The organism is Providencia sp. PROV261 (assembly GCF_028477945.1).
Lineage (GTDB): Bacteria > Pseudomonadota > Gammaproteobacteria > Enterobacterales > Enterobacteriaceae > Providencia > Providencia stuartii.
Window position 1 is genome coordinate 58,392 of record NZ_JAMPMC010000024.1, and the last position, 26,610, is coordinate 85,001.

The window sequence follows — 26,610 nt, forward strand, 5'->3', positions numbered from 1 at the left end:
TTTTTAGCTAACGTGATCAGATTCACTTTTAATATTTTTTTTATTTTTATGTATCCTTTTTTATCTACTTGGTTCACATATTAATAATTTAACTATTATTTAACTCTTCATTTACAAATTAGTGATTGTTAGTCTCATAAAACAATAAAAAATGGAGACTCACCTGATGAAGATAAACAACTTATTATCTGCGGTTATTATTTTTGGATTAACAACACTTTCATCTACTGGCTATGCCGAACCGAATAAAATCAAAATCGATCGAGATAGCTACGGCGTTCCTCATATCTATGCCGATGACGTATATAGCCTTTTTTATGGTTATGGCTATGCTGTCGCCCAAGACAGGCTTTTCCAGATGGAAATGGCAAAACGCAGTACCCAAGGCACCGTTTCAGAAGTGCTCGGCAAAGATTTTATTGCCTTTGATAAAGATATCCGCAGTAATTACTGGCCTGACTCCATCCATCAACAAATTAAAAATCTCCCTAAAGAAGAACAGGATATCCTACGTGGCTATGCAGACGGCATGAACGCTTGGATCAAACAAGTGAATGCGAGGCCAGATAAATTAATGCCTAAACAATTTATTGATTATGACTTCACACCATCTCAATGGAACAGCTTTGATGTTGCCATGATTATGGTGGGCACTATGGCTAACCGCTTCTCAGATATGAACAGTGAAATCGATAATCTAGCCTTATTAACCGCCTTAAAAGATAAGTATGGTGAGCAAACAGGGTTAGCAGTATTCAACCAAATAAATTGGCTAAACAACCCTAATGCCCCCACCACTATTGATGCTCAAGAATTTACCTATTCAGATACAAAAAATAAAAATAAACAATCTCAGGTGAATCAAATAAACGATTACCGTCTAATTCCCCCTATGTTTGAGCGCCCTGCAAAGGATGCCTCCGGCAAATTAATCGCATTAACAGCACAGCAAAATAGCCAATTGATTGCCAAGCAATATGAGCAAGGCGGTGCGAACGGGTTAGCAGGTTACCCAACGACGAGTAATATCTGGGTTGTCGGCAAATCAAAAGCCGATGGCGCTAACGCAATTTTGCTCAACGGCCCACAATTTGGCTGGTTTAACCCAGCCTATACCTATGGCATTGGTTTACATGGTGCTGGTTTTGATTTGGTTGGCAACACCCCTTTCGCTTATCCAGCAATATTATTTGGCCATAATGGCAACATAGCATGGGGATCAACGGCTGGTTTTGGTGATGGTGTCGATATTTTTGCAGAGAAACTCGACCCAAAACGTCCTAACTATTACCAACATCAAGGCCAATGGAAAAAAATGCTCAGCCGCCAAGAGGTCATTAACGTGAAAGATGCTTCGCCTGTCACATTAGATGTTTATCGAACGGTGCACGGCAACATAGTCAAACAAGATAACAGCGCTAACATCGCATACAGCAAGGCTCGAGCGTGGGATGGAAAAGAAGTCTCTTCCTTGATGGCATGGGTAAAACAAGCACAAGCCAAAAATTGGCAGCAATGGCAAGCTCAGGCACAAAATCAAGCACTGACCATTAATTGGTATTATGCCGATCGAGATGGCAATATTGGTTATATCCATACAGGACATTACCCTGAGCGCCAAGAAAACCATGACCCTCGCCTTCCAGTGCCAGGTACCGGGGAGTGGGATTGGCAAGGTATGCAACCCTTTGCCAATAACCCAAAAGTGTATAACCCGAAATCCGGTTATATTGCCAACTGGAATAATTCCCCAGCCAAAAACTACCCCGCTAGTGATTTATTTGCTTTCTTATGGGGTTCGGCTGATCGAGTGACAGAAATAAATAGACTGATAGAATCAAAAGCTTTGTTAAACCAAGAGGATATGTGGGATATCCTAAAACAAACCAGCCGTGTTGACCTCAATCATCGCTTATTCACCCCTTATATCATCCGTGCTACGCGTGATTTACCTGCCGATGATGATGCAGTAAAACTTGCTAATATACTGAACCAATGGGATGGCATTAATCATCTTACAAAGGATGGTAAGCATTATATTCAACCAGGCTCGGCAATATTAGATATCTGGCTCAAGGAGATGTTAAAAGCGACTCTCGGTCAAGCTGTACCGGCTCCCTTTGATAAATGGTATTTAGCCAGTGGCTATGAAACAACACAAGACGGCCCTACAGGTTCACTGAATATTAGTACGGGGGCCAAAATCTTATATGAATCGTTATTAGGACAACGCTCTGCAATTCCTCAAGCGATTGATCTCTTTGCAGGCAAACCTCAAGATGAGGTCATTCGCCAAGCATTACGCAATACTTATCAGCAGATGACCCTAAAATATGGTGATAATCTTGCAAGCTGGCAAACCCCTGCCACGGCACTCACTTTCAGAGCCAATAATTTCTTTGGCGTTCCTCAAGCCAATGCAAAAGAGCGTTTTCATCAAAATGAGTATCATAATAGAGGCACAGAAAATGATTTGATCGTGTTTAGCGATGGTAAAGTGAAAGCTTGGGATGTCGTCGCACCAGGCCAAAGCGGTTTTATTTCACCTCAAGGCAAACCATCACCTCATTATCAAGACCAATTGTCACTCTACGAACAATTTGAAAAGAAACCATTATGGCTCACAACGGAAGAATTGACGCCGCACATCGAATCTAGCGAACAGGTTGAGATCGAAAAATAGTCAATCTCAACAGGGCCGAGGTAACACTCGGCCCTATTTCATTTGCCGTACACGATAGACACAACGTCCCGCGCCATTTAACAAATATTGCTCACGCTCAACTGTCACATCACTTCCCATAATATCGCGAAACAGTTGCAATTCTGAACGACAAAAATTTTGGCAGACCGTCGCCGCAGCACAGATAGGGCAATGATTTTCAATAAATAACCAGCTATTACCATCTTGCTCAATATGTGCCATATAACCTTCTTCGTTGCGAACATCGGCTAATGCCTGTAATCGTTCAACGAAAGGTAAAGAGCCACATCGCGACAAATATTTCGCCTTAACTTCCCCTTCTCGTTGGCTAATTAGCTTTTCCAGCCCTTCATTACCAAAAATATTTTTTACAGAATCAATGAGCTGCAATGTTAATTGAGCATGTGTGTCAGGAAAGCGCTGATGCCCTAATGCTGTGAGCACCCAATTCTGCCTTGGTCGGCCCGCTCCGGTTTGAGAGGTACATTGCACCCCTTCAACTAAACCTAAAGACGTCAGTTTCTGAATATGCTGGCGTGCCGCTTCCCCCGTCATTGCCAAGTCTTTTGCAATCACAGCTGTCGAGATAGGGCCTTTTGTTTTTATGCAAAACAAAACCTTATCAACCGCTTGGCTGATATTTAAATTATCAAAGTAATCACTTGCATTAATCATTCTGTCACTCTAATATCCAAGTCAATACTTGGATATTAACGTTTTTTTAACTCTCTCGTCTAGCAGGTCTCGCTATGAGCAATGAAACCTCCACGACAACTCAAGCTAAGTGGGCTGATTTACTTAGTGGTCGTAACGCATTATTGACGATTGCCCTCACCGGTGGTGTCGCTCTTCATGCTATCAATATTTATATTGTGACAACTATCTTACCTAGTATCGTCAATGATATCGGTGGTCTTGAATATTATGCGTGGAATACGACGATTTTTGTTGCTACTTCAATTGTGGGTTCAACACTGTCGAGTAAAATACTCAATCAATTAGGGCCTAAATTCGCCTATTTAACGGCTCTGCTTATTTTCTCATTAGGCTCCATTTGGTGTGCACTGTCACCATCAATGTTAATGTTACTTGGCGGGCGAGCGTTACAAGGGCTAGGCGGTGGAATTTTATTCGCCTTAAGCTACGCCCTTATTCGCGTTGTGTTTACTGAAAACCTTTGGTCACGTGCCATGGGCATTGTTTCCGGTATGTGGGGAATAGCGACACTTTGCGGTCCTGCTATTGGTGGAATATTCGCTCAAACGGGTCATTGGCGCTGGGCTTTTTGGTCATTACTTCCCGTTGCACTTCTACTCGTTCTAATCGTGATAAATCAATTGCCTAAAAGGACAAATCAATCCCAACAGATCAGTAAACTGCCTGTTCTCGCCATTTCACTATTAGTGATTTCCGTCTTAGCGATTTCCATCGGTAGCTTATCCAGTCAGTTGATATTCAATGCCATTGGCCTATTCGTTGGCCTTATCTTATTGGTCACTATCGCAAAAATCGATGGTAAAAAAGGTAAGCGATTACTACCAACAGGCACTTATTCATTAAAAAATTCACTCGGTGTGATTTATTTAACGATGAGCTTGTTGGTGGGTGGTATGACAACGGAAATTTATGTTCCTTATTTCTTACAAACCATCCACCACTTCTCGCCATTATCAGCAGGCTATCTTACAGCGATTATGGCAGCAGGTTGGACGATTGGCGCATTATTAAGTGCCAATAAAACTGGCCCAATCGTGTTAAAAATACTTCGTACAGGGCCAATCATCATATTTATTTCATTAATTGTGTTAGCCATTTTGACTCCTCATACGGAGCTTGTGAGTTCAATCTTACTGTTTACAATTTATTTAGTCGCAATGATGGGAGTTGGCCTTGGTATTGGTATTTGCTGGCCACACTTGGTGTTAAAAGTGTTCAGTGTCGCCCCTAGTGGTGAAGAAAATCTCGCGTCTTCATCCGTCATTACCGTTCAACTATATGCGACTGCGCTTTCTGCCGCGCTCGTGGGTGTCGTCGTGAATAACAGCGGGTTGATTTCCCCTGGTGGAATAGCAGGCGCTCAACAAGCCTCTGTTTGGTTATTTATTTTATTTGCCATTTGTCCATTCTTTGCCGCACTGTTGATCAGGAAAGTGAAGTAATACTCCCGCGTGGGGGATACGTGGTAAAAGCAGGGAAGTGTCATTTAATTCACTTCCCTTTATTCATTAACGTTAATTTTTACGGAAAAAGTAAGGGATACACAGCGTGCTGATTATGACAATAATCGCTGTCGATACCATGACACCAAAAAAGGCTTGATCAAACGCTATGTGCGCTTGATTTATCAATAAATTAGCACTTTCGTGCGGCAGATGCTCCGCAACAATAAAAGCTTCATCAATGCTATCATAAGCTTTATTATCAACGACTAAGCTATCGGGCAATGATAATTTCATTGTATAAATGGCACTCATCAATCCCCCCATAAAGGTTACACCCAACACACTACCAATTTCATATGCGACTTCTTCAATAGACGCGGCCATACCGGCTTTTTTATCTGGCGCATTGAGCATCACGGTTGTTGAAGCTGTCGTAAAAATAATTCCTAAACCAAAACCAATTAAAAACAGGAATAACAATAAGATGAAACCTGTTGAGGTTTGATAAATAGAAATGAGACCAAGTACCCCTGCCAAAGTACAAACAAAGCCAATGACGGTTAAACGTCTTTCCCCCATTGTATGTAATAACATTCCAGTTAATGGGCCTGCTAATACAGAAGCAATCGGGATCGGGATAATATACAGCGCCGCTTGAAGTGGCGTATACCCCTGAACTAATTGTAGTCTTTGGCTCAATAGGAGTTCGACACCCACAATAATCACCATCGATAATATCGCCATTAAAATACCGGCACTAAAACGAGGGTTAGAAAATAATTTAAAATCAATCATTGGTGATTCAGACGCTATTTGTCTGCGGCTAAATAACCATAAAAATAGCCCACCGATAACCCCAACAATAGTCAACTCCCACCAATTGGTATAAGGCTTACCCAGCTCTTTTAGAGCATAAATAATGCCAACTAACCCGACTAGCACTAACCCAGAGCCAAGATAATCAATTTTTTGTGAGCCTGTTCCGCCACATTTAGGAATTAAAAAATAGGCAAAAGGTAATACCAGCAATACCACAGGAACATTAATTAAAAAGACCGATCCCCACCAAAAGTGGTTAAGCAGCGCACCACCAACCAAAGGGCCTATCGCAGCACCACCTGATGCCACCGCCGACCAAATACCTATCGCAAGTGCACGCTCTTTTGGATCTAAGAAAACGTGTCTAACAATCGATAAGGTTGCAGGCATACTCAGCGCCGCTCCCACAGCTAAAAAGCCTCTGGATAAAATTAGGCTCATTGCCGTCGGAGAAAATGCCGCACATAAAGAAGCGACCGCAAATAAAGGTAGCCCTAACAGAAACATGACCTTATGGCCAATGCGATCACTAAGCATACCCGCAGCAGGCAACAGCCCAGCGACAATTAATGGGTAAGCATTCATGATCCACAATTTTTCAGAAGATGTGGCGCCTAAATCATGCGTTAATCGCGGTAACGCGGTATATAACACCGTCACATCGATAACAATCAGAAAGAGTACACTTGATACTAAAAGTAAAATAATCCAGCGTTTATAATTTGCTAGCATAAAATCATCTCAACAAGTTTATTTAATCACTATTTATTCATGATCGTGCTACAATATAAATCCATACGTATGTATTGAAAAGAGGTTTTTGTTAAATGGGACGTCAACGAACTATCGATCGAGATAAAGTGCTCGATGCCGCTGAAAACATCGTACTTAACCAAGGTGCTGCTGCTCTGACGATTGATGCAGTCGCAAAATCCATGGGGATCTCTAAAGGAGGGGTTCAATACTGTTTTGGTAACAAAGATGCCTTAATCGATGCAATGTTTGAACGCTGGGGTTATACCTATGAGCAAATATTTAACCGTGAGATTGAAAAAGACAGCTCCCCAGAAAATCGTATTAATGCCCATCGGCTTGCAACCTATGAACATGACAAAGTCGCGATGGCGAAGGGGGCAGCATTAATGGCAGCTTTACTACAAACCCCTGAATACTTAGAAAGTACCCGTGTTTGGTATCGTGATAGATTGCGCCATATAGACACCTCAACAGAGCATGGCAAACGCGCTCGGCTGATGTTTCTTGCTACCGAGGGCGCCTTTATGTTGCGCTATTTTGGTTTGATGGAAATAGACGAAAACGAGTGGCAAGAGATGTTCCATGATATGTCACGTTTTTTAGGCTAACGTGACAAACCTAGGAACTTATCCTATAAAAAAACAATCGTTCGTTGTATCGATACAGAGATACAAAAAATCGCTATTTTTCATTACGACGAAATAAATGGACGGGAATGATGCCAGAAACGGTAAGCAAATTAGGCGTATTTTTATTTGTGGGTATTTAGCCACTTCTTTGCCTGCAAAATTAAAGGTAAATCTACCATTTTGCCATCCACTTTAAAGGCGTACTGCTCTTGAGATTGTTGTAATACTTTTTTTGACCAAGCCAGCTGCTGCTGTGTTATATCAAACGATCGCTTGATAATAGCAATTTGATTGGGATGAATAGCTAATTTTGCTGTAAAACCAAGAGCTTTAGCATGCAAACACTCTTGCTCTAAAGCAGCCAAATCATCAATATCTGGTGTGACACAGTCAATAGGAGCTAAAAGATTTGCAAGGCGAGAAGCAAGCACCACTTGTGTTCTTGCAAACAACAGTGATTCACGAGACATGTCACACTGCATATCAAGAGAAAAGTCTAAAGAGCCGAATGCAAGGCGCTCAACACCTGAATGTGCGATATCATAAACACGGTGTAACCCCCATGCCGTTTCAATGATAGCAATCATCGATAGTTGCGGATTATCAAAGAGATGTTTTTTAACATCGTTGATCATCGCTACAGATTCAACTTTAGGTATAACAAGGTGAGATAAATAGATGAATAAGTTATTTTTCTTTAGCCAATCAATATCTTGATCATATTCAATACTATTTGGCTGGTTAATTCTAATGGCTATTTTTTGCGTTACCTCCTTTCTTGGATAATGGAGTAACCAATCCATAACTTCCTGCCTAGCAAGAGATTTATGTAAAGGATGGACTGAATCCTCCAAATCTAAAATCAACACGTCTGAGCCACTAATACACGCTTTATCAAAGAATTGAGGGTGATCTCCGGGTACAAATAAATAAGTTACAGAACAATTAGTCATCGTGAACCTTCCTAATCAATCATTTGAATAACATATTATTTTCCCTTACATCTCAATTGAGAATAAAAAAAACAATAATTCTCATTTACTATTTTTTTCGGCAATGCTAACTTTATTACCAATATCTTTCAAGTATTCAAAATTATTTTTCTAGTTAATGATATTCATCATTAATTAATTCGTTCTCATAGCTATAAGAGGCTAATCATGACGAATACCCCTAAACAAACAAATGTTTTAAATATTAATGCTGAATTTTCTCATCATAATAGCCTTAGGCGTTTAATTCATTGCTTGTTTGCAGAAAAACTGATTGATAAAAAACAATTTTATTGGGATTTTGATTATTGTGGATATATTTATCAATCCATAACATCATCATTTAAAATCCTTTTCACCGATGTAGATATATACCCTGCCAATACCGTATTAAGTTATGGAAATATTTATATAATCGATAAAAACAATCAAAAGGAAATTATTCAAACGATAGATGACATGCTTGATATATTAAAAGAAGATTTAAATATAGCGTTTACCCCTAACAATTTAAATAAATTAAAAAATGATATAAAAAACAGTGTCGATAATGACATTAATGCACGCAACTTCCGCATTAATTGGTCACACGATATTAGCCAACAAATGTCTAAATACGGTTTTAATGACTTAACTGATTGGGTCGTTCATAAATACAGTATCCGCGATGCGGCTTTGTTTCTCGACCAATGGGGCTCACTTGAAGGGCATCCCTATTATCCAACATGGAAAAGCCGACCAAACATGAAAGCCAAAGATGTTATGGCTTACTCTCCTGAATTTAATGCTACGGTGAATCTTACTGTCGCAGCTCTACGCCGAGATATGGCCTATATTGAAGCATTGCCGCATGTCGCTAATATTCACCTCTGGTTTCTTCAACAATTTCCACTTACTGGTCAACAATGGTGTGATTGGCTTGGGCAGCAAGGTAGGGATCCTCAACAATGGCTTCCATTACCCATTCATCCCTGGCACTTAAATCATTGGGTAAAAGAGCAAGCAGCAGAACTCATTCAAGATGAAATACTGCTTATTGATGGGCCTCAATTAGAGACCAAACCGACGATGTCCTTTAGGACCATGCTCCCCACAGATGCCACTAATAAGGCATTTGTTAAATTACCCATCGCAGTTTGGATGACAAGTGAAATGCGTAGCTTGCAAGCAAAATCCATCCATATGGGGCCTAGAATTAGTCAGTTAATCGATACCATCTTAAAACAAGAGAAAAACTTTCATGGGAAATTAGAATCTCTACGTGAAGATCTCGGTATCCACTACCGACATGCCATTGAACAAGATGATTCAGCTGGGCGCTTTCTTTCTGTCGTATTTCGTTGCACGAATTCTTATGAAAGAAGTGACAATTTATTGCCTATCACGGTTGCAACACTCTTTACTGCTTTACCAAATCAACAAAAACCGATTTTCACTGAACTCATTGAAAAATCAGGATTAACTCCTCGTGAATGGTTCCGCAGCTATACAAAAGTTATTTTAGAGCCTGTTATATCTATGTATTTGATATATGGCATTGCTCTTGAAGCTCATCAGCAAAATACCCAAGTACTCTTCACATCAGAAGGTATCCCAGAAAAATGTTTAATCCGTGACTATGGTGATGGCCGAGCCTTTTTACCCCTATTGCACCAACAAGGCTATCAATTACAAGCCTACTCTTGGCCCGGTATTTTACCGACCGTTTTTGAAGAGGATATAGAACCTGTACGGAGTTTTTTGATTGACGCTTGTTTTGTAAGCCATTTACATGAACTAGCTGTCCATATTACTCGTTTTTACCGCTTAACTAACCACCAGCTTTGGAGGGAATTAAAAAATATAACTCAATATATTTTTGAATCAGTTAAGCCTCGAATTGATGAAAGTTTTTGGAGGCAAGAATATGAAATATTTATGAATTCACCTTGGCAAACTTGCTCACTACTCACTATGCATATCCAACGATATATTAATTATCGAATACAACATGGTTTAACGAATCCATTTTTATTATTTCAATAGAAGGTAATACTAAGTTTGTTTCCTTCCTTGTAAATAAAGCGAATAAAACGACTAATTCAATATGAAAAATAAATTATTAACTATACCATTTAAAGACATAGCAAAACATAAAATTACCTATCACTCTTTATTTTGTGTGGTAATTTCATTCTTTTATCCTAATACCCTTTTTGCTAAATCAGATAATAAGCTCAGCAAAGATAGTATCATCGTATCAGCTAAGGGTAATAATAACCTACAGCCTAACCTTTTTTCTTCAAGATCAATACAAGCGGGGCTATTAGGGGATAACGATATTATGGATATTCCCTTTAATATCACTAATTACAATTCGGCTTATTTAGAATCACAACAAGCACAACAAATTTCAGACATTCTTTCTCACGATACTTCGATACAAATTAGTAGCTCTAAAGGTGGACTACTTGACTCATTATATATTCGAGGCTTCCCTATAACGGAAGGTAATATCGGTGAGTTTGCGCTTAATGGTATCTATGGTGTATCCCCTAACTTTCAATTATTAGCAGACTACGCTGAACGTGTTGATATTCTAAAAGGACCAGCATCTCTGTTATATGGTATGTCACCTGAAGGGGGGGTTGGTGGTGTTATCAATGTCGTAACCAAACGTGCCAGTGCGCAACCTATCACTCGCTTAACCGCCCAATATCTAAGTGACTCTCAGTTAGGTGGTAAATTAGATGTTGGCCGTTTATATGACCTAGGGAATAACCAATATTTTGGTATTCGCGTGAATGGAAGTTACACCAATGGTAATACTGCCGTTGACCATCAAGACCGTCGGCTCGGCGTCGGTGCTATCGCGCTAGATTATTCTAGTGAACGCTTTCGCGCTTCATTGGATCTCATTACTCAAAACCAAAATATGAATGCGACTAATCGTCCATTTTTTTTAGGGGAAAATGGGGTTGTTCCACCTGCGCCTAGTGGGAAAACCAATTTAGCTAGCCCATGGACATGGTGGAAATCCAATGATGATTCCGCCTTATTACATATGGAATATGATGTGCTAAGCAATACCTCATTATTTATGGATATTGGTGGTGCTCGAACCCGTATCGATCGGGTTAATGAACAAACCTACACCGTCCTTAATGATCAAGGGGATATCTCCACATATATCATGAATTTTCAAAGCAAAACCCAGCGTTACTCTGTTGGCACTGGTATCAAAAGTGAATTCATGACAGGAAATACCTCTCATCAACTCGCATTACAGTGGAACCGCTATTTTGATCGTTATAATGTCGGTACAAATGCAGGCACGCCATACAATACCAACTTATATCACCCTACTTATATTGATAAACAAATCCCTGATTACCCAGAAATAACAAAACGCTCCGAAAATACACTTTCAGGGGTTTCATTGGTCGATACAATTGGCTTTTTTAACGATAGCTTTATGGTCACCCCCGGTATTCGCTATCAAAATATAAAATCTGATAGCTTTACTTTAGGGGCTCTTTCAACAACTTATGATGAATCCACTATTACCCCATTAGTCGGTTTATTGTTTAAACCTACTGATAATATCTCGCTATATGCGAATTATGTTGAAGGTCTCAGCAAAGGAAGTACTGCTCCGGTTAATGCTAAAAATAGCGGCGAAATGATGAAGCCATTTCGTTCTAAGCAATATGAGTTAGGCGTTAAATATGAACAACCCGTCGCAATAACAACACTGAGCCTTTTCCAAATCAGTAAACCAAGCGGGTCATTAGACCCTAACAGCCTGATTTATTCTGCCAACGATGAACAACGTAATCGTGGTATTGAGCTAAGTGTCTCTGGTAAGCCATTTGATTCTCTCCGTTTAACCGGCGGCGTCACTTATATTCAAGCAGAGCTCACCAAAACTGCATCTGGGCAAAATAAAGGAAATGAACCGATTGGCGTTTCCCCTTGGGTCGCAAATTTTGGTGCGGAATATGATATCCCTTCTGTTTCAGGTTTAAGTATCAATGGCAATATCAATTACCATACTCGTCAATACGTTAATAAAGAAAATACTCATTCAATACCTTCATGGACAACCGTCGATATTGGCTCTGCCTATAAGACTAAGATATCGAATACGCCTGTTACGTTGAGACTAAATATCACCAATATTTTAAATGAGCGTTATTGGTCTGGTGTAGCCTCCTACAGCACATTCGCTCAAGGCTCTCCGCGAACCGTACTCGGTTCTATTTCAGTTGATTTCTAAGAGGTGAAATCATGGTGAACCAAACTAACTTAACCCATTTTTTATCGGTACCTTATCAATCTATCAAAACCGTAGCGCCAACAGAATTACCGCCGCTCATGGATGAGCAGGTCAAACGGCTATGTTTTGAAAATAATGAAAGGCTGGTAGAACTGGTTAAGCAGTATGGTTCCCCATTAAATGTGATTTTCCCTCATACCATGCAACAAAATATTCTAAAACTGAATGCTGTTTTTCAAGAACATGGTGTAACAGGGCGCATTATGTATGGCGTGAAAGTTAACCAATCCAATATCCTAGTCAAAATAGCCGTTGAAGAAGGTATTGGCGTTGATGTATCAAGCCTTCATGAATGGCAAGATGCCTATGACTATGGGATTTCACCAGAGAAAATTTGTGCTACTGGTCCTGCGAAGACCAATGAATTTCTTTGGAAACTGATATTACATAACTCACTGATTATCGTTGATTCTCTTGAAGAATTACAAGATATCCTCAACCTATTATCAGGAACATCATTCATCGCGAGGGTTCTATTTCGCTATCAACCACAAATGAGCCGCTCTAGGTTTGGCATGAAATCTGCTGCATTTATAACGGCACTTCAATTAGCCAAACAGCATGCAGGCTTACTTTGGCAAGGTATCCATTTTCATTTAGGTGGCTATAAAAGCACTTCACGCGTACAAGCTTTCCGTGAATTACAGCCACTTATAAAATCAGCACTGTCATTGGGGTTTGAAATTAAAACCATTGATATTGGCGGCGGGCTACCGGTTCAATATGTTTCAACGAGGCAATACCAATCATGGATAGATAATCAAACGAGCCAATATTACCAAAATAACCGTATACCAACCGATTTTTACCCTTATGGAGGGGAACAATCAGCCACCCAATGGTTAACTACATTCCTATCATCCCAATACACAGAAAACGAAACCATCTCTCAATACCTTAAGAAAAACCATATCACACTAACGATAGAGCCCGGCAGATGTTTAGTCGATCAAAGTGCAATATCGCTATTTCGAGTTGTGCGCGTTAATCAGCAATTCCAACATCCTATTATTTTTGTTGAAGGCAGTAGCTTTAGTGCCTGTGAAACTTGGTTTAACTCAGAGTTTTTACTCGATCCACTACATGTTTTAGTACCACACTCAAAACAACATAAACAGCGCCCCACCCGAGTATGGATAGCAGGACATAGCTGTTTAGAAAATGATGTGATCACCCATCGCTTAATTTTATTTACTCACCTTCCTCAAGCCGGTGATTTGCTCATTTTCATAAATACAGCCGGATATCAAATGGACTTACTTGAAAATCAATTTCATCGGCACCCTATTCCTTGTCGATTGTATGCACTGGAAAATCATGATGGGCAGTTTATTTTTTTCAAAGATAACAAATAGGAATATTTATGATCAGCAGCAAAGTCACTGATTTGATCGGCAATACACCTGTTTTACGTATCGCTGTTCCCCACAAAAAAAGTGCTCTATTTCTAAAAATGGAAAAGAACAATCCAGGGGGAAGTATGAAAGACAGAATGGCTCGAAACATGGTTATTGCTGGCCTTAAATCAGGAAAAATAAAACCTAAAAGCACTATTATCGAATCCTCATCAGGTAATACCGGAATAGGACTCGCGCTGGCAGCAATCGAGTTTGATTTGCATTTTATCGCGGTTGTTGACCACCATGCCGCCCCCGACAAAATTTCTATTATGAAGGCGCTAGGCGCAGATATTCGCTATGTTACAGGTGATTATCAAGAGGATGAAGTGGCTGTTGTTGAACGGCAACGCCTTGCCAGCGAGTTAGCATCTCAACTGCCTAATGCAACCTTTTTGAATCAATCAGATAATGCCGCTAATTCAGGAGGTTATGCAGCTTTAGTCTGTGAGCTTATTGAGCAAATAGGTAAAATTGATGCTTATGTCGGTTGTGTCGGTACAGGTGGCTCTATTACTGGCATCTCTCAAGGGTTAAAGGCTCATAACCCACAAACGATTACCGTCGCTGTAGAGCCTGAAGGCTCAATTATTTTTGGTAACCCAGGCAAACCCTATTATCAATCAGGAACAGGGACGCCAAAAGGGGACACCGTAGGCTTAGTGCTCGATTACAGTTGTATTGACCATAATGCTCAAGTTTCTGACTGCCAAGCTTTTGAAACAACCCGTTTTCTCGCCAACAAATACGGTTTATTAGTAGGAGGGTCAACCGGAGGCATTGTCTATAAAGCCTTAGAATATATAAATACAGATATTCTTAGCGGCAATGTCGTGGTCATTGTTGTTGATGGCGGTGAAAAATACCTGAATACAATATTCAACGAACAATGGTTAAGCGCTCGCAACCTGATTTCAGAGGAGATTTCGCATCAACTCAATCGTTGGCTAACGAATACCATTCCACTAGAGCAAGCTAACTAGAGGAAACCATGATGATAGATAACAAACAGCTCAAGGTTGTTGTCTGTGGGGGAGGCCAAACCGGTCATTTAGCGGTTGCTCTGTTTAGCCATTTCGCTCATGTTAAGGCATCATTACTTACCCAAAATCCTATAACCGTCGAACGCCACCAGCAGCAGAACCAAAAATTATCAGTTCACTATCATGATGGAAAAGTTATTGATTATTCGATTGAATTAATAACTAATTTACCGCAAATCGTCATACCTCATGCCGATATAATTATTCTTACTGTTCCTTCCCATCAACAAGCAAATTGGCTAAATTTTATCTCACCCTACTTATCGACATCCCACACGGTGTTTATTGGCGCCATTCCCGGTATAAATGGCTTTGATTGGCTTGCTGAACAATTTTTTAAAGATAAACCTAATGTCGTAATATGGGGCATGAAAGATGTGCCTCATATTGCATGGGGTTTAGAACTTGGCACAAAAGTTTGTTTCGGTGGTGAGAAATCTGAACTCTTTATTGCGTTTCATCATCGAGAAAATGAAACAAATAAAAACCAACTCCATTGTTGGTTATCGGAAATATACTCGGCTCCTATTACCATTCTTGATAATTACTTAGAAATAACCCTTACTCCCGCAAATCCTATTATGCACAGCTCAGTCATTTATGGGCTGATAGGCCCCTACGCTCAATGGCATCAACGCAATTTTGAATCTCCACTGTGCTGGTGGAATGATTGCCCTGAACTTGGTGCTTACTATTTACAGCGCTGTGATGAGGAGCGACTGGCGATTTGCCAATATTTAACCAAAGAATTGGCAATCTCACTTAATACCGTAAAACCTTTAATTGAAGAATTACGAGAAGCTTATACCGAACAAATCGAGGATGCCAAAACACTATGGTCAATTCTTCGTTCAAACAAGGCCTACCATGGTATTCAATTACCTCTTATAAAGGCTGAAGGCGGTGGCTGGGTCTTCAATAAAAACCATCGCGTTTTTCAGGAAGATATTATTTATGGTTTGTGCTTACTCGTTAATTTAGGGAAGCATCTCAATATCCCTATTCCCTATATGCAAGAGATCTACACTTGGTGTATGGATTATTTAGGGCTAAAACCTGAAATTCATCACCCTATATTTACCAAGATAGACCTCACTCAATATAGGGTGGCTAAACGGTGAAATTGCTTAAAAACCATCTGATTATTGGGTTCTTATTCGGTATTCAAATAATATCAATGGGTGCAATGGAAATGAGTGGGCCATTTTGGCCAATTCATTTGCAAAATAACAGCTCAGATTCACTACTCCCTTTCGCCCTAACAATGGTCTATGTAGCCCCCATGATTGGCATCATGCTAACCAGTACTTTTTGGGGGAAAGCTGGTGACCGGATGGGGAATAAAGCAATGATAATCCGAGCCTTGCTTGGGTTATCAATTACCCAAATTTTACTGTCATTCTGTAATGACCCTTGGTTAATTTTACTATTAAGGTTTATTCAAGGAGCATGTGCGGGGTATATAGCGCCAGCGCAAGCTTACGGGGTGGCGGTGACAGCCCCTAGAAAACGGACTCATCTCTTTGCCCTACTACAAATATCAACCAATATAGGCTCTCTATTAGGGGCGCTGGCTGGCGGGTTAATTTTAGATTATCTCAATTTCTTTTGGATCAATATGATGGCTGGGTGGCTTTGTATGCTAAGTGCCGTGGCTGTTTTTCTATTTTTACCATCAGATAAGCATTCCCCCCTTTTATCCCCCGCCAAAACAGCCCATACAACGAAAAAAAACGGTTCCCCTCAAACTATCGTTAAACAATTGATGTTGCTTACAGGGTTATTATTAATGATCCGGCTTATCACCCTGCCCAGTTTCTCCTTATATATCGAAAAAACCTATTCAACAGACTATTGGGTAATAGGGCTTATTTATGGATTACAAGCGATGGGGGTGATCCTATCGGCTCAATTATGGGCTAAATGGTTTGAACACCAATCCATTGTTGCCTCTTTGACACGCTTAAGATGGATTATCTTTGGCTGTGCGGCTATTGCTGTCAGTCTCGCAAACGCTTCAATTATTTGGTTTGCCTTACTCTATTTTATTTGGGGAATTTTACTAGGCGCGACCACTCCCATCTTAACAGCACTGATCTCCTCAGCATCGCCAGCAGAACATCAAGGTTATGTACTTGGTTTATCGCAAAGTATTAATCAATTTGCATCAATCGGGGGGATCTCTCTCGGCAGTATTCTTATTATTTACCCTGGAATCAATATGCTTTTTTATTATATTTCAGTCGGTTATCTAATATGCCTTAGCACGATTATTTTACTAACAAAACATATCATCAATAAGGAACAATATGAAAAAAAAGTATAGGCTACACCAGCAAATGGCTAAATTTTTACTTATTCTTTTTGGGTTATTATTTTCCACAATAATCTCAGCAAAACCGACCGTTGTTACAGATATACTTGGTAGAAAGGTCACCGTAAATACCCCCATAAAAAAAGTCATTTTAGGTGAAGGGCGTATGCTCTACCTTGTCGCCATGCTAGATAAAGATAATCCAGCAAAACGTATTGTTGCGATGGGGAATGATATGCAAACGTCAGATCCTGCAACATGGCGACAATACAGTACTTATTTTCCTCAACTAAACCGTATTCCCACATTTGGCGGCACTGAAAAACGTTCACTCAATATTGAAAAAGCATTAGCGCTACAACCCGATGCTATCATCATGAATATTGAGGCAAAAACAGCAATAGAAGAACAAGGGTATGATAAAGCATTAGAGAAAGCAGGGATCCCTATTGTCTATATTGATTTTCGCTATAACCCATTAAAAAATACGACGCCAACGATGCGCCTATTCGGCACTTTATGGGGTAAAGAAGAAATAGCAGAAAAGTTTATTGAATTTAGAGATAAGCAATTAAAACGAGTGAGTGATGTATTAAGTAACCAAAATCCTAAAAAGCCACGTATTTTTATTGAGCGCATTGGTGGATATACCGATGAATGCTGTCTGACATTTGGCAATGGTAACTTTGGGCGTTTTGTTTCACTCGCCGGAGGTGAAAATATCGGTGAAAAAAATGCGCCTAACACATTTTATATGATGGATCCGGAGCAAGTTATTGCCGCAAATCCTGATAAAGTCGTTGTTACCAGTGCAAACTTTTCATCATTTATGCCTAATGGTGATTGGATTGGTTTAGGGCCAAATGAAAATATGGAAGCGGCAAAAGCGAAGCTAAAAAAATACCTAAAAAAGCCTGCTTATACCGGAAGTTATGCCGTCAAAAACCAACAATTTTATGCAATTTGGCATCAATTTTATAATAGTCCATACGATTTTATTGCAATCCAACAATTAGCACGTTGGTTCCATCCCGAATTATTTCCAGATTTAAATGCAGATGAAACATTTAAGGCGCTTTACGATAAATTTTTACCGATCAGCTATGAACCTGGTTACTTTGTAAGTTTAGGTGATAAATAACCATCTTGGTAAGAAGGAGGGGGTATGACTATCAATACCTATCATATTGAACTGAAGCCAATACAATTTCTTTGCTCATCTGAAGAAACGGATCAACGCCACGTCGACTATTTAAGTAAAAAAATAATTGGTGAGGGTATTTGGACAACCCCTATTCCTTGCGAAATAAACTCCGGCATTATTATGGATGGCAACCACCGCTATCAAGTGGCTAAGCGGTTAAATCTGACTTTTCTCCCCTGTATTTTACTAAATTACCAAGATGAACGAGTCAAAGTACACCATCAAAACTCAGATCAACCTTATAATATACAAACAATTTTTGATGTTATTTTACACCAAAACAAACTCCTTCCTTATAAAGCAACGTGTCATTACTTTTCACCATCATTGCCAATAATTGGTATTGATCTCAGCATGTTAAGATAAAAATAAAAAATCCGATTATGCAGTTAAAAGCATAATCGGATTTAATGTATTTAAATTTTAAATAATTCTAATTTATTCAACCGTCACTGATTTAGCCAAGTTACGTGGTTGGTCAACGTCAGTACCTTTGATCAACGCAACATGGTAAGAGAGCAGTTGTAGAGGAACCGTATAGAAAATCGGCGCAATCAACTCTTCAACATGTGGCAACGGAATAATTTTCATATTCTCACTCGCTTCAAAGCCTGCATCTTGATCTGCAAACACATAAAGCAAGCCACCACGAGCGCGTACTTCTTCGATATTAGATTTCAATTTTTCTAACAGTTCGTTGTTAGGTGCAATGATAATGACAGGCATATCGGCATCAATCAAAGCCAATGGACCATGTTTCAATTCACCCGCCGCATACGCTTCTGCGTGAATATAAGAGATCTCTTTGAGCTTTAATGCACCTTCAACCGCAATAGGGTACTGCTCGCCACGACCAAGGAATAGAGCATGATTTTTATCAGAGAAATCTTCCGCCAGCGCCTCAATCACTTTATCTTGAGATAACATGCTTTCAATGCGTGCAGGCAGTGCATGCAGAGCATTAGCAATACTCTCTTCTAATTCAGGACTTGCGCCTTTAATACGTCCCATATAGGCGACCAGCATCAACAGTACGGTTAATTGCGTGGTGAACGCTTTGGTTGAAGCAACGCCAATCTCTGCACCTGCTTTAGTCATTAGTGCAAAGTCTGATTCACGTACCAATGAAGAGCCAGCCACGTTACATACCGCAAGAGACGTCAAATAGCCTAGCTCTTTCGATAAACGTAATGCTGCTAGCGTATCAGCCGTTTCACCTGACTGTGATAGCGTGATCATCAGGCTGCCTTTGCGATGAGCGGGCTTGCGATAGCGGTATTCAGAGGCAATCTCAACATCACAAGGAATGCCAGCCAAAGATTCAAACCAGTAACGTGCAACCATCCCCGCATTGTAAGATGTACCACAAGCTACAATCTGAATATGCTCAACTTGAGATAATATTTCACTTGCTTTAGGGCCTAACTCACTCAGATCGATGCCATTGTCTTTGCTAAAACGCCCTTCAAGGGTGTTTTTAATCGCCATTGGCTGCTCATAGATCTCTTTTTGCATATAGTGGCGATAAACACCTTTATCACCTGCATCATATTGAACATTAGATTCAATTTGCTCTCGTTCAACAGCCTGACCTTGCTTATCAAAGATACGTACAGTGCGACGAGTGACTTCCGCAATATCGCCTTCTTCAAGATAAATAAAACGACGTGTAACAGGCAATAATGCAAGTTGATCCGATGCGAGGAAGTTTTCACCCACACCTAAACCAATCACTAATGGGCTTCCCGAACGGGCTGCCACCAATAATTCAGGAGTACGACTATCCATGATCACCGTGCCATAAGCACCGCGTAATTGTAGGATAACGCGCTGAACCACTTCAACTAAAGCACCACCTTTTTGTTGTTCATGATGAACAAGGTGTGCGATCACTTCGGTATCAGTATCAGAACTAAAGATATAGCCAAGTTGCTTTAACTCTTCTTTAAGTTCTAAATAGTTTTCAATGATCCCATTATGAACAACGGCAATAAAACCAGAAGTATGTGGGTGAGCATTACGTTCACTCGGAACACCATGGGTTGCCCAACGGGTATGTGCGATCCCCGTTCCACCTGATACAGGGTTTTTCTCCGCTTCTTCCGCCAGCATTTGTACTTTACCAACTTCACGTAAACGCTGAAGATGGCCTTCATGATCAACGACAGCCATACCAGCAGAGTCGTAACCACGATACTCAAGGCGGCGAAGCCCCTCTATCAAAATTTCTGCGATATCACGTTGTGCGACAGCACCTACAATTCCACACATATTAAATTTATTCCTAAACAAAGGGCTCCAACCCTTATGATGTCGCTACCTGATTGTTGTTACAGCTTTTGCTGCTCCCAAGCCTTGTAGAAAATGGGGTTTATTATATTTTTATCTTATTAACGCTACTATTGGAGAGGCACATTCACCTCTCCTAAAAATGTATTTTATTTTTTCTTCACTGGACGCTGCCAGTTTTTAATATGGACTTGTTTCACACGACTCACGACTAACTCACCCTCATTAACATCACGAGTTACCGTTGTACCAGCACCAATGGTTGCACCATTTGCAACAGAAACAGGGGCAATTAACTGGGTGTCGGAGCCAACAAACACATCATCACCAATGATAGTTTTATACTTATTCGCACCGTCATAATTACAGGTGATCGTTCCTGCACCAATATTGACGTTTTCACCAATCTGAGCATCGCCCAAATAGGTTAGATGGCCAGCCTTAGAACCAACACCTAATGAGGCATTCTTCATTTCAACAAAGTTACCTACATGGGCTTTGGCTGCCAATTTAGCACCAGGACGTAAACGAGCAAAAGGACCGACTGTACATTCCGCAGATAATTCAGAGTTTTCTATCACAGAATAGGGGCTGATAACCGAGTTATCACCAATAACACAATTTTTAAGAATACAGCCTGATTGAATATGTACGTTATTACCTAACGTCACATTACCTTCAATAATCACATTCGTATCAATGATAATATCGCGCCCATGTGTCAATGTACCGCGAATATCAAAACGTTCAGGGTCAATTAGCATTACCCCTGCAAGCAGAAGCTTTTCTGCTTGTTCTCTTTGATAAATACGTTCAAGAGCGGCAAGTTGTAAGCGGTTATTCACCCCTTCCATTTCACTCAAACGGCTAGGGTGAACAGTTTCAATCTTGTTCCCCTCTTTATGAGCTAATGCAATAACGTCAGTGATATAGTATTCACCCTGAGCATTATTATTATCCAGTTGGGATAACCAACGTTTAAAGTCTTTACCACTTGCAACCATGATCCCAGTATTGATTTCTTGGATCTTACGTTGCTCTTCAGTTGCGTCTTTTTGTTCAATGATACCGACAACTTCACCGTTTTCACGGATGATACGGCCATAACCAGTTGGGTTATCTAAAATTACCGTTAATAAACCGATACCACCTTCAGGCTTAGCTTCAATTAAGCGTTGCAGCGTATCTTTCGCAATTAATGGCACATCACCATAAAGCATGATGATATCTTCATCATCTTGAAAGTGTGGGGCAGCTTGTTGCATTGCGTGCCCTGTACCGAGTTGCTCTGCTTGTAATACCCAATTGAGGTTTTGTTCACCCAATTTTTCTTTCAGTAAATCGCCACCATGTCCATAAACAAGGTGAATGTCTGATGCCCCAACAGATTTAGCTGTATCAATAACATGCTGAACCATTGGTTTACCTGCTAATAAATGCAGGACTTTAGGCAGTTCTGAATACATTCGAGTGCCCTTTCCAGCAGCAAGAATGACGACACTTTTTCTTTGCACAGTCATAATTTCCTGAAACTCCAACTTTGGGATAAAAGTAAACCTATTTCCTACATAAATTACTACATATTTCGCACAAATAAAAAAGCCAGTCAGGTATTAACCGACTGGCTTTTCTTTATACTGCCTTCATTACATCAGCTTTTTAGTTAACTCGATAACTCGAAGTTTCGCTATTGCTTTCGCAAGTTCTGCCGATGCCTGAGCATAATCAACATCACCGTGAGCTTTACGGACATGTTCTTCCGCTCTGCGTTTAGATTCCAGCGCACGCGCTTCATCTAAATCTTTACCACGGATAGCTGTATCAGCCAGTACGATAACACCATTTGGTTGCACTTCTAAAATACCGCCAGAGAGGTAAATTAGCTCTTCTTCACCAAATTGCTTAGTAATACGTACCATGCCCGGTTTTATGGCAGTCAGCAGTGGGGTGTGCTGTGGATAGATTCCCAGCTCACCTTCACTACCTGTCACCTGAATTTTTTGTACCAGCCCTTCAAACATCTGTTTTTCAGCGCTGACAACTGTCAGGTGGTATGTCATTGCAGCTACCATATCAACCTCCCGTCAGCCTGATTAAAGCTTCTTAGCTTTTTCCACAGCTTCTTCAATGGTACCAACCATGTAGAACGCTTGTTCTGGCAGGTGGTCGTAATCGCCGTTCAGAATGCCTTTGAAGCCACGGATAGTGTCTTTCAGGGAAACGAACTTACCTGGTGAACCAGTAAAGACTTCTGCAACGAAGAATGGTTGAGACAGGAAGCGCTGGATCTTACGAGCACGAGCAACAACCAGTTTGTCTTCTTCAGACAATTCATCCATACCCAGAATTGCAATGATATCTTTCAGTTCTTGGTAACGCTGAAGGATAGACTGAACGCCACGTGCAACATCATAGTGCTCTTGACCAACGATGAGTGGGTCAAGCTGACGGCTAGTTGAATCCAGAGGGTCAACCGCAGGGTAAATACCCAGAGAAGCGATTTGACGGCTCAGAACCACTGTTGCGTCCAAGTGAGCAAAGGTTGTTGCTGGTGATGGGTCAGTCAAGTCATCCGCAGGTACGTAAACAGCCTGTACAGAGGTGATAGAACCTGTCTTAGTAGAAGTGATACGTTCTTGAAGAACACCCATCTCTTCTGCCAATGTTGGCTGATAACCTACTGCTGATGGCATACGACCTAACAGAGCCGATACTTCTGTACCTGCCAGTGTATAACGATAGATGTTATCCACGAACAACAGAACATCACGGCCTTCGTCACGGAATTTCTCAGCCATAGTCAAACCAGTCAATGCTACGCGTAGACGGTTTCCTGGTGGCTCATTCATCTGACCATAAACCAGTGATACTTTGTCAAGAACGTTTGAATCTGTCATTTCATGATAGAAGTCGTTACCTTCACGGGTACGCTCACCAACACCTGCGAATACTGAGTAACCTGAGTGCTCAATCGCGATGTTACGGATAAGTTCCATCATGTTTACCGTTTTACCAACACCCGCACCACCGAACAGACCAACTTTACCACCTTTCGCGAATGGACAGATCAAGTCCATGACTTTGATACCTGTCTCTAGCAGTTCAGTTGAGCTCGATAGCTCTTCGTAGCTTGGTGCAGCGCGGTGAATAGACCAACGCTCTTCTTCGCCGATATCACCTTTCATATCAATAGGGTCACCCATAACGTTCATGATACGTCCTAGTGTTGCTTTACCTACTGGTACTTCAATTGGGTGTTCTAAATTTTTAACTTCTAAACCACGGCTTAGGCCATCTGATGTACCCATTGCGATACAACGAACAACACCACCGCCTAACTGTTGCTGAACTTCCAGCACCAGTTTTTCTTTACCGTTAACAACCTCAAGCGCATCGTACACTTTTGGTACTGCATCTTGAGGGAACTCGACGTCCACAACGGCGCCGATTACCTGGATAATCTTTCCAGTAGCCATCTTGAATCCTCTACGTAATTCGTAAACCTAGCTGTTAAACCGCGGCAGCACCCGAAACAATTTCGGTAAGCTCCTGAGTAATGCTGGCCTGACGAGCTTTGTTGTAAACCAACTGCAACTCTTTGATCAGGTTTCCACCATTATCGGTAGCAGCTTTCATTGCTACCATTCGTGCGGCCTGCTCACTAGCCAGGTTTTCAACGACGCCCTGATAAACCTGCGACTCGATATAACGACGCAGCAGGGTATCCAGCAACGCCTTAGGATCGGGTTCATATAAATAATCCCAAGATTTTTTCTTCAATGACTCGTCATTACTTTCAGGTAATGGCAGAAGTTGAAGAATAGTTGGCTCCTGAGACATTGTATTGATGAACTTATTGGTCACCACATACAGTTTATCCAAACGCCCTTCATCATAGGCTTGTAGCATAGTGTTAACTGGGCCAATCAAGTCTGAAAGCGTTGGGTTATCCCCCATTCCTGTCACCTGTGTGACAACATTGCCACCAACAGAGCCAAAGAATGATACTGCTTTAGAACCGATCAAAGCCAAGTCAACTTGAACGCCTTTTTCAGACCACGTCTTCATGTCTGACAACAGCTTTTTGAACAGGTTAATGTTCAAGCCACCGCACAAACCACGGTCTGTAGAAACAACCAGATACCCAACACGCTTAACTTCACGCTCTTCAAGGTATGGATGTTTATATTCCAGATTCCCTAACGCAAGGTGACCAATCACACTGCGCATAGTCTCTGCATAAGGACGGCTGGCCGCCATGCGTTCCTGCGATTTACGCATTTTGGACGCAGCGACCATTTCCATCGCTTTAGTGATCTTCTGCGTGTTTTGCACGCTGGCGATCTTGGAACGTATCTCTTTTGCGCCGGCCATTTCTGCTTCTCCTTTTAACCAGACGGCCCATTTAAATTTACGGGCCGAATAGTATTACCAGGACTGAGTTGCTTTAAATGATTCGAGCAGTTTTTTCAACTTGCCTTCGATATCATCGTTATAGTTACCCGCCTGGCCGATTTCATTCATAAGGTCAGCATGCTCGCGCAATGCATAAGAAACTAATGCAGCTTCAAACGCACCAATTTTCGCTAACTCAACATCTTCCAGATATCCACGTTCTGCAGCAAACAGAGACAGTGCCTGCTCTGCAACTGACATCGGTGCATATTGTTTCTGTTTCAGCAGTTCAGTTACTTTCTGACCATGATTCAACTGCTTACGCGTTGCATCATCAAGGTCTGAAGCAAACTGAGAGAATGCTGCCAGTTCACGATACTGAGCAAGTGCTGTACGGATACCACCAGAGAGTTTCTTGATGATTTTCGTCTGAGCAGCACCACCAACACGCGATACAGAAATACCCGGGTTAACCGCTGGACGAATACCAGAGTTAAACAGGTTAGATTCTAGGAAGATCTGACCATCTGTAATCGAAATTACGTTAGTCGGAACGAATGCAGAAACGTCACCAGCCTGAGTTTCAATGATAGGCAATGCTGTCAATGAACCTGTTTTACCTTTAACTTCACCTTTTGTGAAGTTTTCAACGTATTCAGCGTTAACGCGAGCAGCACGCTCCAGCAAACGTGAATGCAGATAGAAAACGTCACCAGGGTAAGCTTCACGTCCAGGTGGACGACGTAGCAATAGTGAAATCTGACGATACGCGACAGCCTGCTTAGACAGGTCATCGTAAACGATCAGTGCATCTTCACCACGGTCACGGAAATACTCACCCATCGCACAACCAGAGTATGGTGCTAAGTATTGCAGTGCAGCTGATTCAGATGCAGTTGCAACGACAACGATGGTGTTAGCTAATGCGCCGTGTTCTTCCAGTTTACGAACAACGTTAGAAATCGTTGATGCTTTCTGACCGATAGCAACGTAAACACATTTGATGCCAGAATCACGTTGGTTGATGATTGCATCGATTGCCAAAGCAGTTTTACCTGTTTGACGGTCACCGATGATAAGCTCACGCTGACCACGACCGATTGGAATCATCGCATCGACTGATTTATAACCAGTTTGTACAGGTTGATCAACAGATTGACGGTCGATAACACCTGGAGCAATCACTTCTACTGGTGAGAAGCCATCGTGCTCAACAGGACCTTTACCATCAATAGGTTCACCCAGTGTATTCACAACACGTCCTAGCAGGCCACGACCCACTGGAACTTCAAGAATACGACCAGTACATTTAACTTTCATGCCCTCAGCTAAGTCAGCATAAGGACCCATAACAACCGCACCAACGGAGTCGCGCTCCAAGTTCAATGCGATTGCGTAACGGTTACCAGGCAGAGCGATCATTTCACCCTGCATGACTTCGGCTAAACCGTGAATACGAATGATACCGTCACTAACGGATACAATCGTACCTTCATTGTGAGCTTCACTCACAACATCGAACTGAGCAATACGCTGTTTGATCAGTTCGCTGATTTCGGTGGAATTCAGTTGCATATGCTCCAGTCCC

At 41.1% G+C, this 26,610-nt stretch carries 20 protein-coding genes; 11 read left to right on the top strand and 9 right to left on the bottom strand.

What is annotated here, in order from left to right:
- The first annotated feature begins 151 nt into the window (after positions 1 to 151).
- Complete coding sequence (locus tag PR675_RS14180; RefSeq protein WP_040132621.1) at positions 152 to 2,683, top strand: penicillin acylase family protein; 2,532 nt, start codon at positions 152 to 154, stop codon at positions 2,681 to 2,683.
- A 33-nt stretch (positions 2,684 to 2,716) separates the two neighbouring features.
- On the opposite strand, the gene PR675_RS14185 is transcribed toward PR675_RS14180, so the two are convergent.
- Positions 2,717 to 3,379, bottom strand: coding sequence for a helix-turn-helix transcriptional regulator (locus tag PR675_RS14185; RefSeq protein WP_004924040.1), 663 nt, complete (start codon positions 3,377 to 3,379; stop codon positions 2,717 to 2,719).
- A 74-nt stretch (positions 3,380 to 3,453) separates the two neighbouring features.
- On the opposite strand from PR675_RS14185, the gene PR675_RS14190 reads away from it, so the two are divergent.
- Positions 3,454 to 4,863, top strand: coding sequence for an MFS transporter (locus PR675_RS14190; RefSeq protein WP_060560772.1), 1,410 nt, complete (start codon positions 3,454 to 3,456; stop codon positions 4,861 to 4,863).
- Positions 4,864 to 4,935: 72 nt separating this feature from the next.
- Here the strand turns inward: PR675_RS14190 and PR675_RS14195 are convergent, their stop codons facing one another.
- Positions 4,936 to 6,417 (bottom strand): MFS transporter, encoded by a 1,482-nt coding sequence (locus PR675_RS14195; protein ID WP_004924034.1) that lies wholly within the window; start codon positions 6,415 to 6,417, stop codon positions 4,936 to 4,938.
- A 95-nt stretch (positions 6,418 to 6,512) separates the two neighbouring features.
- On the opposite strand from PR675_RS14195, the gene PR675_RS14200 reads away from it, so the two are divergent.
- Positions 6,513 to 7,049, top strand: a complete 537-nt coding sequence (locus PR675_RS14200) for a TetR/AcrR family transcriptional regulator (RefSeq protein WP_072502652.1) — start codon at positions 6,513 to 6,515, stop codon at positions 7,047 to 7,049.
- A 143-nt stretch (positions 7,050 to 7,192) separates the two neighbouring features.
- Here PR675_RS14200 and PR675_RS14205 read toward each other — a convergent pair whose 3' ends face one another.
- Positions 7,193 to 8,023, bottom strand: coding sequence for an HpcH/HpaI aldolase/citrate lyase family protein (locus PR675_RS14205; RefSeq protein WP_060560771.1), 831 nt, complete (start codon positions 8,021 to 8,023; stop codon positions 7,193 to 7,195).
- Positions 8,024 to 8,230: 207 nt separating this feature from the next.
- Between PR675_RS14205 and PR675_RS14210 the strand changes: the two genes are divergently transcribed.
- The 8 genes from PR675_RS14210 to PR675_RS14245 all read left to right on the top strand — a co-directional run bounded on the left by PR675_RS14210 (position 8,231) and on the right by PR675_RS14245 (position 18,704).
- The gene (locus PR675_RS14210; protein WP_272582772.1) at positions 8,231 to 10,087 is read left to right on the top strand and encodes an IucA/IucC family protein; all 1,857 of its coding nucleotides are present in this window, start codon (positions 8,231 to 8,233) and stop codon (positions 10,085 to 10,087) included.
- Between the two features lie 298 nt (positions 10,088 to 10,385).
- Complete coding sequence (locus PR675_RS14215) at positions 10,386 to 12,320, top strand: TonB-dependent receptor (protein ID WP_272582773.1); 1,935 nt, start codon at positions 10,386 to 10,388, stop codon at positions 12,318 to 12,320.
- A gap of 11 nt (positions 12,321 to 12,331) precedes the next feature.
- The gene (locus PR675_RS14220; protein ID WP_060560768.1) at positions 12,332 to 13,735 is read left to right on the top strand and encodes a Y4yA family PLP-dependent enzyme; all 1,404 of its coding nucleotides are present in this window, start codon (positions 12,332 to 12,334) and stop codon (positions 13,733 to 13,735) included.
- 8 nt (positions 13,736 to 13,743) lie between these two features.
- On the top strand, positions 13,744 to 14,760 hold the full coding sequence (locus PR675_RS14225; protein ID WP_004924012.1) for a PLP-dependent cysteine synthase family protein: 1,017 nt from the start codon (positions 13,744 to 13,746) through the stop codon (positions 14,758 to 14,760).
- A gap of 11 nt (positions 14,761 to 14,771) precedes the next feature.
- Positions 14,772 to 15,941, top strand: a complete 1,170-nt coding sequence (locus PR675_RS14230) for an NAD/NADP octopine/nopaline dehydrogenase family protein (protein ID WP_060560767.1) — start codon at positions 14,772 to 14,774, stop codon at positions 15,939 to 15,941.
- Positions 15,938 to 17,146 (top strand): MFS transporter, encoded by a 1,209-nt coding sequence (locus PR675_RS14235; RefSeq protein WP_060560766.1) that lies wholly within the window; start codon positions 15,938 to 15,940, stop codon positions 17,144 to 17,146. The genes PR675_RS14230 and PR675_RS14235 overlap by 4 nt, the downstream gene beginning before the upstream one ends.
- The gene (locus tag PR675_RS14240; protein WP_060560765.1) at positions 17,130 to 18,275 is read left to right on the top strand and encodes an ABC transporter substrate-binding protein; all 1,146 of its coding nucleotides are present in this window, start codon (positions 17,130 to 17,132) and stop codon (positions 18,273 to 18,275) included. Before PR675_RS14235 ends, PR675_RS14240 begins: the two co-directional genes overlap by 17 nt.
- Before the next feature lie 24 nt (positions 18,276 to 18,299).
- Entirely contained in the window at positions 18,300 to 18,704 is a 405-nt protein-coding gene (locus tag PR675_RS14245; protein ID WP_004924000.1) for a ParB N-terminal domain-containing protein, read from the top strand.
- 72 nt (positions 18,705 to 18,776) lie between these two features.
- Here PR675_RS14245 and glmS read toward each other — a convergent pair whose 3' ends face one another.
- From glmS to atpA, 6 genes are all read right to left on the bottom strand, one after another.
- On the bottom strand, positions 18,777 to 20,609 hold the full coding sequence (gene glmS / locus PR675_RS14250; RefSeq protein WP_060560764.1) for a glutamine--fructose-6-phosphate transaminase (isomerizing): 1,833 nt from the start codon (positions 20,607 to 20,609) through the stop codon (positions 18,777 to 18,779).
- Between the two features lie 167 nt (positions 20,610 to 20,776).
- Positions 20,777 to 22,147, bottom strand: a complete 1,371-nt coding sequence (glmU, locus tag PR675_RS14255; RefSeq protein WP_004923994.1) for a bifunctional UDP-N-acetylglucosamine diphosphorylase/glucosamine-1-phosphate N-acetyltransferase GlmU — start codon at positions 22,145 to 22,147, stop codon at positions 20,777 to 20,779.
- Between the two features lie 126 nt (positions 22,148 to 22,273).
- Positions 22,274 to 22,699 carry a F0F1 ATP synthase subunit epsilon gene (locus PR675_RS14260; RefSeq protein ID WP_004923991.1) on the bottom strand — a complete coding sequence of 142 codons (426 nt, stop codon included), beginning with the start codon at positions 22,697 to 22,699 and terminating at the stop codon, positions 22,274 to 22,276.
- A gap of 21 nt (positions 22,700 to 22,720) precedes the next feature.
- A complete protein-coding gene (gene atpD / locus PR675_RS14265; protein ID WP_272582774.1) occupies positions 22,721 to 24,103 on the bottom strand; it encodes a F0F1 ATP synthase subunit beta in 1,383 nt (460 codons plus the stop codon).
- 34 nt (positions 24,104 to 24,137) lie between these two features.
- The gene (gene atpG, locus PR675_RS14270; protein ID WP_004923989.1) at positions 24,138 to 25,001 is read right to left on the bottom strand and encodes a F0F1 ATP synthase subunit gamma; all 864 of its coding nucleotides are present in this window, start codon (positions 24,999 to 25,001) and stop codon (positions 24,138 to 24,140) included.
- 54 nt (positions 25,002 to 25,055) lie between these two features.
- On the bottom strand, positions 25,056 to 26,597 hold the full coding sequence (atpA, locus tag PR675_RS14275) for a F0F1 ATP synthase subunit alpha (RefSeq protein ID WP_004923988.1): 1,542 nt from the start codon (positions 26,595 to 26,597) through the stop codon (positions 25,056 to 25,058).
- Positions 26,598 to 26,610: the final 13 nt, after the last annotated feature.

Excerpts from the sequence above, each read along its gene's own strand:
- PR675_RS14190 (WP_060560772.1), top strand. The coding sequence starts at position 3,454 with ATGAGCAATGAAACCTCCACGACAACTCAAGCTAAGTGGGCTGATTTA.
- PR675_RS14245 (WP_004924000.1), top strand. The coding sequence starts at position 18,300 with ATGACTATCAATACCTATCATATTGAACTGAAGCCAATACAATTTCTT.
- glmS (WP_060560764.1), bottom strand. The coding sequence starts at position 20,609 with ATGTGTGGAATTGTAGGTGCTGTCGCACAACGTGATATCGCAGAAATT.
- PR675_RS14225 (WP_004924012.1), top strand. The coding sequence starts at position 13,744 with ATGATCAGCAGCAAAGTCACTGATTTGATCGGCAATACACCTGTTTTA.
- PR675_RS14210 (WP_272582772.1), top strand. The coding sequence starts at position 8,231 with ATGACGAATACCCCTAAACAAACAAATGTTTTAAATATTAATGCTGAA.
- PR675_RS14200 (WP_072502652.1), top strand. The coding sequence starts at position 6,513 with ATGGGACGTCAACGAACTATCGATCGAGATAAAGTGCTCGATGCCGCT.
- PR675_RS14180 (WP_040132621.1), top strand. The coding sequence starts at position 152 with ATGGAGACTCACCTGATGAAGATAAACAACTTATTATCTGCGGTTATT.
- PR675_RS14220 (WP_060560768.1), top strand. The coding sequence starts at position 12,332 with ATGGTGAACCAAACTAACTTAACCCATTTTTTATCGGTACCTTATCAA.
- atpG (WP_004923989.1), bottom strand. The coding sequence starts at position 25,001 with ATGGCCGGCGCAAAAGAGATACGTTCCAAGATCGCCAGCGTGCAAAAC.
- glmU (WP_004923994.1), bottom strand. The coding sequence starts at position 22,147 with ATGACTGTGCAAAGAAAAAGTGTCGTCATTCTTGCTGCTGGAAAGGGC.
- atpA (WP_004923988.1), bottom strand. The coding sequence starts at position 26,597 with ATGCAACTGAATTCCACCGAAATCAGCGAACTGATCAAACAGCGTATT.
- PR675_RS14260 (WP_004923991.1), bottom strand. The coding sequence starts at position 22,699 with ATGGTAGCTGCAATGACATACCACCTGACAGTTGTCAGCGCTGAAAAA.
- PR675_RS14205 (WP_060560771.1), bottom strand. The coding sequence starts at position 8,023 with ATGACTAATTGTTCTGTAACTTATTTATTTGTACCCGGAGATCACCCT.
- PR675_RS14240 (WP_060560765.1), top strand. The coding sequence starts at position 17,130 with ATGAAAAAAAAGTATAGGCTACACCAGCAAATGGCTAAATTTTTACTT.
- PR675_RS14185 (WP_004924040.1), bottom strand. The coding sequence starts at position 3,379 with ATGATTAATGCAAGTGATTACTTTGATAATTTAAATATCAGCCAAGCG.
- atpD (WP_272582774.1), bottom strand. The coding sequence starts at position 24,103 with ATGGCTACTGGAAAGATTATCCAGGTAATCGGCGCCGTTGTGGACGTC.
- PR675_RS14195 (WP_004924034.1), bottom strand. The coding sequence starts at position 6,417 with ATGCTAGCAAATTATAAACGCTGGATTATTTTACTTTTAGTATCAAGT.
- PR675_RS14215 (WP_272582773.1), top strand. The coding sequence starts at position 10,386 with ATGGATATTCCCTTTAATATCACTAATTACAATTCGGCTTATTTAGAA.
- PR675_RS14230 (WP_060560767.1), top strand. The coding sequence starts at position 14,772 with ATGATAGATAACAAACAGCTCAAGGTTGTTGTCTGTGGGGGAGGCCAA.